The following is a 12,641-nucleotide window of genomic DNA, read 5'->3' as shown; positions in this document are numbered from 1 at the left end:
AACCCTATGTCGAATAAATTCAATTACGAGAAAATTATGATACTATAGGCGGATAAGGGAACAAGAGGAGGATGCACATGAAAATCAATATTGAGCGTTTACTGGCAGAAATTGAAAAGTATGCTTCTTACGGGAAAGAGCCGAGCGGAGGAGTGACAAGGCCAAGTTTTTGTGAAAAAGATTATGAAGTCCGGCAATTATTTGTCCAGCAGCTAAAAGAAATTGGACTCCAAGTACATATTGATCCGATTGCGAATATATGGGGAACATTAGCTGGAAATGGAAACAGCAATAAACCGATTGTCCTCGGTTCTCATCTCGACACTGTGCCAAATGGCGGGAAATACGATGGCGCGTTAGGTGTATTGGCAGCAAAAGAAATTGTTCAGACCTTAAAGGAGCATGGCCATACCTTAAATCACCCTTTGCAAATCGTTTCTTTTACTGCCGAAGAGTCGAATGAATTTAATTTCTCTACTATGGGGAGCCGCGCTATCACCGGGAAATTGTCCCGAGCCGATTTAAGCGAAGCAAGCAATCAAGATGGATTGTCTTTAAGCGAGGCGGTAGTTCGGGCTGGTGGAGATCTCGACAAAATTGAGGCGATGGAACGAGACGCTATTGCCGCATTTTTCGAGTTACACATTGAACAAGGAAAAAAACTGGAACGGCAAAATTTGCCACTTGGTGTGGTTGACCGGATTGTCGGAATTTATCGGGACATTGTCACAATCGAAGGTGAACAAAACCATTCGGGAACGACGATGATGGACGAGCGAAAAGACGCTTTGGCCGCTGCCGGTGAAATGGTTGCTTCTGTCCAGAGAATCGCCAAAGCGCTTAATTCGAGTGCCGTCGCCACCATCGGCAAATTCGATATTTTTCCGAATGCCGCCAATATCATTCCGGGCCGTGTGGAATTCATCTTAGAAGTTCGCTCAGCTGATAAGGAAGAACGTGAATCTTTGGTTGAATCCATCCATCAGTCATTCGATTCCATTAAAGAGGCTTACGGCGTCTCCGTTTCTTCCAAAAACATTTACAATACCCAGGAAAGCAAGTTTGATGAAGAGTTGATCGGTTTCCTGAAAAATGCGGCTGAGCATCTTCAAATTCCCTATACAGTATTGCCAAGCATGGCAGGACACGACGCTATGCATATAGCAGATTTCACAAAGACCGCCATGCTGTTTGTCCGCAGCATCAACGGAATCAGCCACAATCCTGCGGAACTGAGCTTGCCTGACGATATTGAAAAAAGCGTCAACGTCCTGTTAGAAGCGATATTGCAGGCGGATAAAGGATTATAGAAACTTCTAACCAGATAAAATCTCGCAAAAAAACGTCCATCAATTACTTGATGGACGTTTTTTCAGCTTGTTGAGAAAGATATAGAAAAAATTTTTTGAATATCTCCGATATTCCGCAAACCAGCTGCGCTTGCCGCGGGCGATCCGCCAAGCCTCCTCAGCCGCTGCGCGTCTTGCGGGGTCTCGGCTGTCTCGCTTTCCCGCAGGCGTCTCCGCTGGTTTGCTCCATATCGAAGGAAAGCACTGAATAAATAGCATGCTTACTCTTCCACTCTTTCTGATAGATAAGAACTTTATTAAAAGAGTGAGCCGAATGAAGCGGAAAGTGGCGAGGGCAATCATTGTGCTCCTGTTTCTGCATCGCTTCGCTAGCTTCGAAACATGAAAGAGCGTTGCATCGCTGCGCTAGCTTCGTCGCAAACAAGTCTGCTTCGCAGCCTTGTTTCCTGCGGGAGCAGCACGAGCTGAAGACCCTCGACTGAGCTGAGCGCAGCGAAGGAAGCGGCTGAAGCCGTGCCCGTGAAAAGCGTCCGCTTGGAGCGAAATGGCTTAGAGAATGGAATGTTTCTCAGTAGCCTAAAAAAACGTCCATCAATTTCTTGATGGACGTTTTTTTATTTCGTTTATTAGCTCAAACCGAAATCGCTGACAAGGGCTGCTAAGCCGCCTTGGTAGCCGCTTCCGATGGCGTTGAATTTCCATTGGCCCGCGTGGCGGTACAATTCACCGACAACAAGCGCGGTTTCAATCGAGAAATCTTCTCCTAAATCGTAGCGCAGAATTTCTTCGTTCGTGCTTTCATTCAATATGCGTATGAATGCATTTGATACTTGGCCGAAGTTTTGTCCGCGGCTTTCAGCTTCGTGGATCGTTACCGTAAAGACCACTTTGTGGATATCGGCAGGAACGTTCGGCAAATCGACCAGCACTTGCTCATCGTCCCCATCGCCTTCCCCGGTCAAGTTATCCCCGGCATGGACTACGGAACCGTTGCCGCCTGTCAAATTGTTGTAGAAGATGAAATCTTCCGGACCGCGGGATTTTCCGTTTTCAGCTACTAAGAAAACGGACGCATCCAAGTCGAAATCTCCGCCGCCGCTGTATTTGTTTGTATCCCAGCCAAGACCGACAAGCACTTTCGTCAATCCCGGGTTTGTTTTCGTTAAATCGATTTTTTGGCCTTTTGTTAAGTTAATTGTAGACATACTGATTTCCTCCTCCGATTAATTCGCTTTTCGTTGGGTGTCTTCGTATTTCTTTTGCAATTCCTCAATGCGCAAACGCCCTTGCTCACGCATTTTGCGGTTTTCTGCTTCAATTTCACGCGTGTCGTTCATGCCTTGCATAATCGTTTCCCATGTCTGTTCAATGGTTTCGATTTTGATGCTCGGTTGGCCGGACATCCGGGCAATATCAACACTTTGGCGCGAAATATCATTGGCGTTATTCAGCAGCATTTCATTGGTGCGGCGATCCAGTTCATTCATGCCTTCTGCTACCAAGTTCTGGCGTTTGGCCGCAATGGCATTGATCAAGCCCGTCTTGAAGATTGGAATCGTTGTGACGAACGCAGAATTGATCTTTCCAATCAGTTTCGTGTTCCCACGCTGCAGCATGCGGATTTGCGGAGCCGACTGATAAGAAACCTGCTTCGCCATTTCCAAATCATACACGCGCTGTTCCAGCAATTCGATGGCGTTTTGCAGGGAATTCAGTTCCATTAAGGCCATCTGGTTGCCGGATTCCGCCCGTTTGCGCACTTCAGGTTCTTGCGCTTTCAGTTCCTGGACTTTGATGTCTCCAGCGGCGATGTACTTTTCCAGTTCCATAAAATAATTGAAGTTCTGGTCGTACAACTCTTCCAAAGTCGATGTCGACTTTTTCATTTCAGTTTCGTATTTTGTGATTTCAACGTAGACTTTGTCAATTTCCGTACCCATTGTCTGGTACTTATTGAACAGCTGTTCAATCACTTTATTGCCTTTATTGAAAATTTTGTTGAGAAAGCCTTTCTTTTCAACAAAATCTTTCTTATCGAATTTGTCCATGATCTTCCCGAGCTGTTTTAAAAGTTCACTTGATTCTTCCATGCTGTTAGCCTGGACCGAATTCAAGACTTTGCCGGTGAAAGCGGAGATTTCATTTGCGGGCTCACGTCCGAATTCCAGCAATTCAATCTGGTTTTTCGGGTTGATTTTTGAAGCTAACGCCAACACTTCAGGGTCTTTCTTCAACTGGACTTTCAAATTGTTTTCATCTTGCATGACCAGTTCTTGCTGTTCGATTTGATTTGGTATGGTGCTCATTGGTATCCCTCCCTTTAATGGTTAAAGCCATTTTCTAAATAACTTTTTAACTACTGACGGTTCCCGGTATGGCTCGTTGTAGCTCCGGTCATCCAGCCAGTGCGTATCAATCGATTCTGCGTCGATCCAACGCTCAATGTCCTGGTGTCCTTGCGGATTGATGATGATGACATCCAGTCCGAAAGTATGGATCAAGGAAATGGCATTGGCATCGGCGCGGCTTAATTCACCGTCTTTTTCTTCATTGTAAAACAACAAAGTCGGAACAAACTGCGGGTAATCGAATTGCTGAATCAATTGAATGACGGAATCCGGCACAGACATCGATTGGGAAAATTGATAAAGCTGGAGATCCTCAAATGATTCGCCGTTTTGCGGAGTGAGCATCGGCTTTTCTACAAGGCGTGCAATTGCCTCGCAAAGGGCCGTTTGCAGACCATCCGGCAAGCGCCCATATTTCCACCAGTTCGCCGTTTTCATCTTCTCGGGATCCAGCCGCCCGTTTTTCCCCAGCGCCGCCCGGTAATGGAACTGCTGGTTCCCTTTCCGTTCTTCGATAAACGGAAAGCTCCGGACCAGCAGTGTGTCCTCGCGTTCGGTCAACCCATGGATATTGTCCCAGAAGCGCTTCCGGTCTTTTTCAATCCCCATGATTTTGGCAAAAACAACCGGAATGTTGACGCTTCCACGTTCCACTCCGAATGATGGGCGGACCATCGCCCGTTCTTTTGCGAGCATAAAGGCTTCATCAATTGTCGTTTTCAGCCGGATGGATTTGGTTAAATAGGATTTAAACTGATAAGGCTTATAAAGGCCGGAATCGTCATGATGCAACAGGCGATCCACTTCCTGCGTGGCGCGGTATGCAACCGTTCCGACACGCTCCGGTTTTTCTTCCGGAAACGGCAGAACCGCATCTCCCGTTACTTGAAAGCTGTGGGTCGGCAAATCTTTTTCTTCCAAGACGGTTTCCAGCCAATGTTTTCCGGTCGGATCAAAAACGACGATGTGAAAGCCGAAAGCAGCTGAAAATTTCAGGAACCATTTCTCGCTTTCTGTCGTGTCGCCGTACCATAGGAAGGCAGGAAGCCCTTTTTCCAGGTCCAGCTTTTCCAGCTCAGGCTCGATGTGGTTGAACGTCCATTTGACCAAATCCGTTGCAATGCGGCGGAACGAGGAATGAGTCGTGCTTCCGCCGGATTGAGTTTGGAAGGCTTTTAATATATCAATCATGACCAGGCGGATCCGCCGATTCAAACCTGCGTCTTTTAATCTTGGCAGCAAGCCTTTGCCGTCAAGAAAAGCCACAATCCGGTTTGGCGACAGCCCCCGTTCCTTATTATTCATTTCAAACAAATCCTGCAGGCTGCGCAGGCGTTCAGCTGCAATCTGCTTGTTCAAACGGCCGGATAGCCGCACGAGACGTCCGTTCGATTCTTCCAAAAGATCATAAATTGAAGCAAAATAGTCGTCGGCGTCGAGCGGCATTCCGACAAATTGGCCGAGCAGCTGCGGATAAGTGATGGTATCTTCTTCAATTTTTGTTTCCGGGTGATTGACAATCGGCTTCGTCAGCCAGTCTCCCAGTTTTTCCGGATCCCACGTTCTCACGCGGACCGGATGCAGTTGAACCATGGGATTTCCTCCTTACTCAAACTTCCGGGAAATACTCATCACTTTCTCCATGATTTCTTCCCCGGCTTTGATTCCTTTTTTCTCGGTTATTTCAATATGTTCAGCGATAGCATGGCTCTGGACCGCTTCTCCGTGAGCCGGCAGCAATCCCAAATCCGCACTTTCAAGCAAACACATATCTAAGAGCGAATCTCCGGCTGCCACTACGTATGTGGCATTAATGCGATGTTTCACGTATTCCATTGCTCCCGCTTTTGTAATGCTTTCCGGCATAAAGTACAACTTTCTGCCTTGAAGCGACATCGACCAGCCGATTTCCTTGAATGTCTTCGTGTAAAACTCTAACTTTTCAACTGGAAATTTCTCACGGTCAATGATCAGGTAGACAAACCACCCGTCAGCTTCTCTCACCCGCAAGACCCAATCTTCGGAAAAATACTGGTCAATTTTCGGCAGAAGCTCCTCGACAATTGTCTTTTTGCTGACACATTGTTCCCGGATACGGTCCGACCATTCTTTTATCGGTTGGCCATTTTCCAGGATAACCGCACCGTTTGAAATAACCGCGAATCGTGGAGGCGCCTCTCCTTCGTAAATCCCTGTAACACGTTCATATTGAGTTTGCGTTCTTGTTGTAACGGGCAAGAAAAAAATCTGTTTTGCTAATTGGTGGAGCGCTTCCTGGCTTTTCTTCGTCATAAATGACTGAGGTTTCCCTTCAAAGCGCTCAACTTCTTGTAAATCGTCTTCTGAAACGGACTCTCCCATAGACTTTTGCGAATAGATTAATGTCTGATCCAAATCACTGGCGAATAGTATGGTCATATTTCTTTTCCTGACTTGATCAAGCCGATTGACCGGTAAAATAATTCGGGAACGACTTCGACTGGTACGTCTTTTTCTTTCGCCAGAATGAGGAGGTGCTCTACATCAGGATGATCCAGACTTTTTACTAATATTTTCCACGGACTTCTGCGCAATAAGACGCGAGTAGTTTCCCCTACCCCTGGTTTAATCAAGTGATAGTCAGTTTCACTATACATCTTTTGACCTATTTCTTCCACTTCTTTCATTCCCTGCCACGTTCTTTCAACAGTTACAGGGCTTGAAAAAGCGGCTTTTCGAACGGCCTCTGCAGTAGCAGGGAAACAAGAAGTTACCTCGTCTACAAAGTTATTGGATAAATCTTGATCGATTAGCTCTCCATAAAATTTAGCCCCGTGAAAATCATCTTCCCCGATAAAACGATCATTTAAAATAGTCCGGCTGACAAGCCCGGATACAGTGGAATTTAAACATGCGCTCGGTATCAAAAAATCTTCTCTGGTTCCGAAAAGCACAGCACAAGCTCCAGGGTCTGAAAGCACCGCCATATCGTCGTGCAAATCCCATTTTTCCCGGTCGTTTAAGAGCTTCACAGCTTTTGTCAATTCCTTTTGAATTGCGCCTTTGCCCGTCCACCCATCTACAAATTGGATGCGGCTTGTCGGATGGGCTTCGCGGATTGTCCGGATCGCTCTTTCATCGATGCCTTTATCCCGTAAAATTGATACGCTATAATGCGGCCAGTGTAACCCGAGTATTTGCTCAGCGTAGCGATGGATCAAAATGCCAACCGGACTTCCCGCCCGGGCAAGAGAAACCAGAACAATATCTTCAGTTTCTGCATTTAACAGAATGCGATGAGCCACTAATCCGACCAGGTAGCTAAGGCGCTCTTTCGTTTTCTCGACAGCTGCATGATACAGGTCTGTATATTCCTTAGATGGCTGATATTCCATCGGCAGCCGTTCCGCATAATGAGCCCCTGTCCGGACTGCTTTTTCACGTTCTTCCAATGTGCTTTCTGTAAATTCTCCAGTGACATCCTTCAATAAAAAAGTGATGTCTTCCTTAGGGTAACTTGTTTTCACCAATCCGGTCGCAATCATTAAACTGACTCTCCCTTTTTTGCCGCCGTCAACGAAATCCATTCGACAGGCGCTTTTTCTTCAAGATATGAGATTAACGGCCGCCAAGCAGCTTCATCGACTACTGATTCGGCAATTAGATAGATTTTATTAATATCCAGCTTGTTTAAATTGTACAGAAATTGATCCACGCCTTCTGCATCGGGCAAACGGAACTTCACTTTTTCTTTAATTGGATAAGCTTCTGTATCGGAAGCAAAAATCGGGCTTCTCGTTGCCGTCTGCACCAATGCATTTGCACCTAGTGCATAAGCGAAGCGAAGAGGCAGATACATGTTTTCGCCTATGCCGATGACCAGTGGTTTATCTCCGGATTCGGCGGCTACACTACTGGCGATCTGTTCAGCCCATTGATCGATTTCTTCGTGTTTGCTGCTTGTCAGGCTAAATCTTCCTGTCAATGCCATATAACGCTGTCCTGTTGTAGAATTCAAGGGCAATTGATCAACTTCAGCCATTTCTTTCAATGGAATTGCACCGTCGCCGGTTAAGTAATCGATTGGCGCTTCTTCCGGCGATTCGCTATGGTGCAGCTCAAATTGGCCTTTCATCAGTGGCAGCACATCTACTTGTATATTGCGGCTTGCTGCCAGTTCTGCAATTTTTTCCCGCTGCGCTTTGCTGCGCCAATCCAAAATTGCCAATGCTTTGTATTTTTTTCCGGGAAATTGATCATCGAGTGCTTGGATTAAATTCACCAGAGTATTGCCGGTTGAAATCTCATCATCAACCAAAACAATAGTCTCCGCTTCTTCCAACATTCCTCTCGGAGCATATACGATATGGGAAGTAGCGTGGGAATGTTCTTCTTCGAAGACAAAAGAAGGGGTCAACCCCTCGATGTGTTCGCGGGTTGTATGAATATAGGCAGCGCCTTTAAAATGATGGAATACAGCATGGCCAAGCCCTGTTGCGGTTTCTGCCATGCCGATAAAAATGGTTTCTCCGGGAAGCTTTGTTTTATAAGCTAAAGCTTTATCAATCGTTTTCCGGTCACTTTCCCCTGTTTTGATTAATTCGACCAAGGCTTCCGCATGCGAAGGATAAGCCAGTCCTGCATCTTCCATCAATAAATAAGCAAGTAATGTTCCTGTCCCCAGCGCAATTTGCGGGCGCACGGCCAAATGTTTTGCAATTAAAGGGCTGACAAACAGGAACTGCCTCTTTTTGTTCACTCTTAAAGCCATAGTGAAAAGAGACTCCGGAGAAAGCCCTTTATATGTTTCATGTACCTCAATTGACAGATCCAGATTTTCCCACAATTTAAAATTGGTTTGATAATCGGTTTGATCCAATATAGTTGAGGACATCGATTGGTTTATAGTTTTCATTCAGCACCCCATATACTTCCGCCTGGGCCATCACTTTCCGTGCCCAGCTTAAATGCGGTTTTACTTCATTCATTTTATTGCGCTTCGGGCTCTGCAGGACCCCGTTGGACCTGAAACTTTCAGACATGATCAGCGACGCATCTTCATACGTTTCAAGAGACACGATATGACCCGCATTGACGATTGAGATCTGGGAAGGGTGAATGCAAGTTTTGCCCTTAAAGCCGTTTAGTACATCCACTTGCACTTCCTGCCAAAGCACTTGTTCCGCTTTGGAAGACAACGGACGTTCCTGACCTGAAGAGAAGTGCTCGTATACCGGACCCGAGACGACAAACCCATCTTCCGCCCGACCGAACTGGTTTAAGATGGCAGTTAAACCGTCCCGGATCACATGGACCTCGTAAACCATCCGCTCCGCCGGACGCCGGAGGCCGTAAAGGCTGGAAAAATCGGTTGCCCCGACCCGCACCGTCAACACCCGGTCTATTTCTGCCAATAAAATCCGGTGGATTTGCTGGAGATTTTGTTCACGCAGTTCGGAATACAGCACTTCTTTTGTTTCGAGCAAAGGCAAGGCATAAAGGTTCCGCCCTGCCGCTTCACTCGCCCGGTCTAATGCAGCGAAAAAGCCCGGAAGGTTTTCAACGCTTCCTTTCGGAAAAACGATTCCGGTCAAAACGCCAAAAGCTGTTCCGGCTTCTGCAGTCAACTTATCAAGCTGAGCCGCATTCCGGACACGCAAAAAAAGCGCTGGTCCGGCTTCAGCCTGAAAAAATGCCGTTTTTTCCAGCAGTTTTAACTGCTCGATGACATTGGCTTCCGCCTTTGGCAGTTCCGAATCGGCAACCGCATCTTCCAAACAGATGATCAACGTGGCCAGTCCCGAAAAAGCCCCGCGTCTATACTGCCCAGATAAAATCTTCTCACCAAATTGAGGCCTTGACCCAGGTGTGTAAAGAGCTGCACCCAGCGCCAATCCCAGTGTTTCCCGTTCCGTATCACGGTTAAATTCTGCCGGGGAATATTTAAAAAATGCCTTCAGCTCAGAATCAGTCAATACGTCAAAATGTCTCATAAATTGTTTCCTCCCGGCACGCTGCAAAAGCATGGCCAAAATTAATAACTAAAGTTATATAAAAAAAGGCTAAAAAAGCAAGGAGATATGCTCCTTGCTTTTTTCTTTGCCCTTAAGCGTCCAGTCCGAAATCCTTAACAAGTGAGCCGAGGCCGCCTTGATAGCCGCTGCCAATCGCATTAAATTTCCATTCATTGTTGTGGCGGTAAAGTTCTCCGACGACAACCGCTGTTTCGATCGAGAAATCTTCCCCTAAATCGTAGCGGATCAGTTCTTCGTTCGTGTCGCCGTTCACGATGCGCACGTAAGAGTTGCTGACTTGGCCGAAGTTCTGGCCGCGTGCTTCCGCGTCGTGGATTGTAATGGCGAATGTAACACGTTCGATTGAAGATGGAACCGTTGATAAGTTCACTTTTACTTGTTCATCGTCGCCTTCCCCTTCGCCTGTCTTGTTATCGCCTGTATGCTCAACTGCGCCAGCTGCACCGACTGTGTTGTTATAGAAAACAAAATCGGCTTCAGAAGAAGCTTTTCCGCTTGAGTTTAATAGGAATACGGAAGAATCGAGGTCAAAATCCTGTCCTCCGTCGTACTTGTTTGTATCCCAGCCAAGTCCAACAATTACATTCGTTAATCCTGGATTTGATTTTGTTAAATCCACTTTTTGCCCTTTAGATAAATTGATTGCCATTCTTCCTTCACTCCTTATGCGTATTTGTTTGCGATTGAACCGATATCCGGATCGATGGTGCCTTCTCCGACAGCTGAGAATTTCCACTCAGTTCCCTGGCGGTACATCTCACCAAGAATCAGCGACATTTTGCCTGCATAGTTCTCGGTCAAATTGTAATGGATCAGTTCTTCTTTGGACTGATTGTCCACCAAACGGATAAAGGCATTTTGGATCATGCCGAAATCCTGTTTCTTTTGCTTGGCGTTATAAATGTTTACAACAAACACCAAACGGTGAACCGATGGCGAAATCCGCTTCAAATCGACTTGGATGGTTTCATCGTCGCCTTCGCCGGCACCTGTCAAGTTATCGCCGGAATGGACAACGCTGCCGTCTTTGCTTTTTTTGTTGCCGAAATAAATGAGGTTTTCTTTCCCTCTTAATTTTCCGCTTTCATCCAGCATGATGACAGAAGCGTCACAGTCGATGTCAGCTCCGCCGCCACCGCCGCCAAGCAGTCCACTTAGGAAGCCGCCGCTTTTTTTAGTTGTCACAGGGTCCCAGCCTAGGCCGACCATGATGCTTGAAAGTGTGGAACGTCCTTTGGTTAAATCAATTTTTTGACCTTTTACGAGATTGATAGCCATTCTTCGCACTCTCCATTCATCGTTATGTACTCTAAGTTCAATAGTATTTGTAAATCCGGAAAATTTCAATTATTAAGGGCTATTGCCGTTCATTCCCCTGTTAAGGAACCAGACGTCCCCACACACGTCCCAATTTAAAATGGGAACTTTTTACTGTGGTAAAATTAAAATTATCCCGATACTAATATATACGATTAACTTGTCCTTAGGTTTCGTTTGTCACAGAAGATACAATTCTTCCATTAATCCAACAAGTTTCAGCATACTTTTCTTAAACAGCGGGTAAACAAAATCATAGTGTGTATTTTATGAGTACATAGCATCAGGGAATGAAAGGGGGAAGTATAGATGAAGCTTATTTCAATTGTCGTTCCAGCTTACAACGAAGAAGCGAACATCCAAAACATGTATGAAAAGTTGGTCCAGGAACTTCACCTGCTTCCATACCGGTATGAAGTTATGTTTATCAATGACGGCAGCAGTGATGGGACTTTACAGGAAATCTTAAAGCTCGCCGAAAAACATCCGGACGTAAAATATATTTCGCTGACCCGCAATTTCGGCAAAGAGTCCGCCATTTTGGCAGGATTGCACCGCATCCAGGGCGATGCAGCGATTTTAATGGACAGCGATTTGCAGCATCCCCCGGAATTGATCGGCCAACTGATCGAAGGATTTGAAGAAGGCTTCCATCAAGTGGTCGCCAAGCGATCCCGGACGGGCGATTCAAAATTCCGGAGTTTTCTATCTTCCTTCTATTATAAAATCGTCAATTCCGTCACAGATGTGGATTTCGTGGATGGCGAAGGAGATTTCAGACTGCTTAGCAGAAAAGCCATCAATTCCATCCTCCAGCTCAGTGAAAGCAACCGGTTTTCAAAAGGATTATATTCCTGGATCGGCTTGAGCAAAAAAATCATCAGCTATGAAAATGTCCAGCGCGCGAAAGGAACGTCCAAGTGGTCGTTCTGGAGCTTGGTCAATTACGGCATCGACGGCATTATTTCATTTAATTTGAAGCCTTTGCGCGTCTGTTTTTATACCGGTTTTCTCGTACTCATCCTCTCGCTCATCTATATCGCGGTGACTTTGTACGAAATCCTGAAAGAAGGCGTAGGAGCACCGGGATATTTTACAACCATAACCGCAATCTTATTTTTGGGAGGAATTCAATTGATCAGCTTAGGCGTGATTGGAGAATACGTTGGCCGTATTTACAATGAAACCAAAAGACGGCCGAATTTTTTAATCGATATCAGCAATGCGGATGATTACGATGAATCTTAAATCGCTGAATACCGAATTTACCCGTTTCATATTTGTCGGTGTCATCAACACAGCAACGTATTATTCCATCTATCTGATTTTGCACAATCTGTTGTCGCTGCCTTATCTACTGGCACATATCGTCGGCTTTTTCATTTCGTTGAACATTTCTTTTTTCCTGAATTGTTATGTTACGTATAAAATCAAACCGACTTTAAAAAAATATTTATATTTCCCGCTGACGCAAGTCGTCAATATGTCTGTTTCCACTCTGCTGATTTTTATATTCGTGGAATTTTTGAATCTTAACAGCAATATTGCGCCGTTTGCGGCAGTATTATTTACCATCCCCATCACATTTGCAGTTTCCAGTAAAATTCTGAAAGGATCGGTCCGGACTGCCGGTGCGAAAAGAAGGTGAATTG

Annotated in this window: 12 protein-coding genes; 3 read left to right on the top strand and 9 right to left on the bottom strand. The window is 45.7% G+C overall.

Translation table 11 applies throughout. The annotated features are described in order from the left end of the window. The first annotated feature begins 77 nt into the window (after positions 1–77). Positions 78–1,310 (top strand): Zn-dependent hydrolase, encoded by a 1,233-nt coding sequence (locus tag HU147_RS02670; protein WP_224074765.1) that lies wholly within the window; start codon positions 78–80, stop codon positions 1,308–1,310. Between the two features lie 626 nt (positions 1,311–1,936). On the opposite strand, the gene HU147_RS02665 is transcribed toward HU147_RS02670, so the two are convergent. The 9 genes from HU147_RS02665 to HU147_RS02625 form a co-directional block, all read right to left on the bottom strand. Next, entirely contained in the window at positions 1,937–2,515 is a 579-nt protein-coding gene (locus tag HU147_RS02665) for a TerD family protein (protein WP_224074764.1), read from the bottom strand. 18 nt (positions 2,516–2,533) lie between these two features. Then, entirely contained in the window at positions 2,534–3,616 is a 1,083-nt protein-coding gene (locus HU147_RS02660; protein WP_224074763.1) for a toxic anion resistance protein, read from the bottom strand. Positions 3,617–3,637: 21 nt separating this feature from the next. Further along, the gene (locus HU147_RS02655; RefSeq protein WP_224074762.1) at positions 3,638–5,251 is read right to left on the bottom strand and encodes a YceG family protein; all 1,614 of its coding nucleotides are present in this window, start codon (positions 5,249–5,251) and stop codon (positions 3,638–3,640) included. Positions 5,252–5,263: 12 nt separating this feature from the next. Next, entirely contained in the window at positions 5,264–6,076 is an 813-nt protein-coding gene (locus tag HU147_RS02650) for an HAD family hydrolase (RefSeq protein ID WP_224074761.1), read from the bottom strand. Beyond that, complete coding sequence (locus HU147_RS02645) at positions 6,073–7,182, bottom strand: cysteine protease StiP family protein (RefSeq protein ID WP_440137285.1); 1,110 nt, start codon at positions 7,180–7,182, stop codon at positions 6,073–6,075. The genes HU147_RS02650 and HU147_RS02645 overlap by 4 nt, the downstream gene beginning before the upstream one ends. Further along, complete coding sequence (locus tag HU147_RS02640; protein WP_224074759.1) at positions 7,182–8,552, bottom strand: phosphoribosyltransferase domain-containing protein; 1,371 nt, start codon at positions 8,550–8,552, stop codon at positions 7,182–7,184. Before HU147_RS02640 ends, HU147_RS02645 begins: the two co-directional genes overlap by 1 nt. After that, positions 8,485–9,630, bottom strand: coding sequence for an HpcH/HpaI aldolase/citrate lyase family protein (locus HU147_RS02635; RefSeq protein ID WP_224074758.1), 1,146 nt, complete (start codon positions 9,628–9,630; stop codon positions 8,485–8,487). The genes HU147_RS02640 and HU147_RS02635 overlap by 68 nt, the downstream gene beginning before the upstream one ends. 112 nt (positions 9,631–9,742) lie before the next feature. Then, positions 9,743–10,321 (bottom strand): TerD family protein, encoded by a 579-nt coding sequence (locus tag HU147_RS02630; protein ID WP_224074757.1) that lies wholly within the window; start codon positions 10,319–10,321, stop codon positions 9,743–9,745. A 14-nt stretch (positions 10,322–10,335) separates the two neighbouring features. Next, positions 10,336–10,950, bottom strand: a complete 615-nt coding sequence (locus HU147_RS02625) for a TerD family protein (RefSeq protein WP_224074756.1) — start codon at positions 10,948–10,950, stop codon at positions 10,336–10,338. 348 nt (positions 10,951–11,298) lie between these two features. On the opposite strand from HU147_RS02625, the gene HU147_RS02620 reads away from it, so the two are divergent. Continuing rightward, complete coding sequence (locus HU147_RS02620) at positions 11,299–12,237, top strand: glycosyltransferase family 2 protein (protein WP_224074755.1); 939 nt, start codon at positions 11,299–11,301, stop codon at positions 12,235–12,237. Continuing rightward, the gene (locus tag HU147_RS02615; protein ID WP_224074754.1) at positions 12,227–12,637 is read left to right on the top strand and encodes a GtrA family protein; all 411 of its coding nucleotides are present in this window, start codon (positions 12,227–12,229) and stop codon (positions 12,635–12,637) included. The genes HU147_RS02620 and HU147_RS02615 overlap by 11 nt, the downstream gene beginning before the upstream one ends. Positions 12,638–12,641 lie beyond the last annotated feature (4 nt).

The sequence above is a fragment of the Planococcus chinensis genome (assembly GCF_020071995.1).
Taxonomy (GTDB): Bacteria; Bacillota; Bacilli; order Bacillales_A; family Planococcaceae; genus Planococcus; species Planococcus chinensis_A.
Note: the sequence above shows the minus strand (reverse complement) of the source record. Positions and strands in the feature narration are given on the sequence as shown.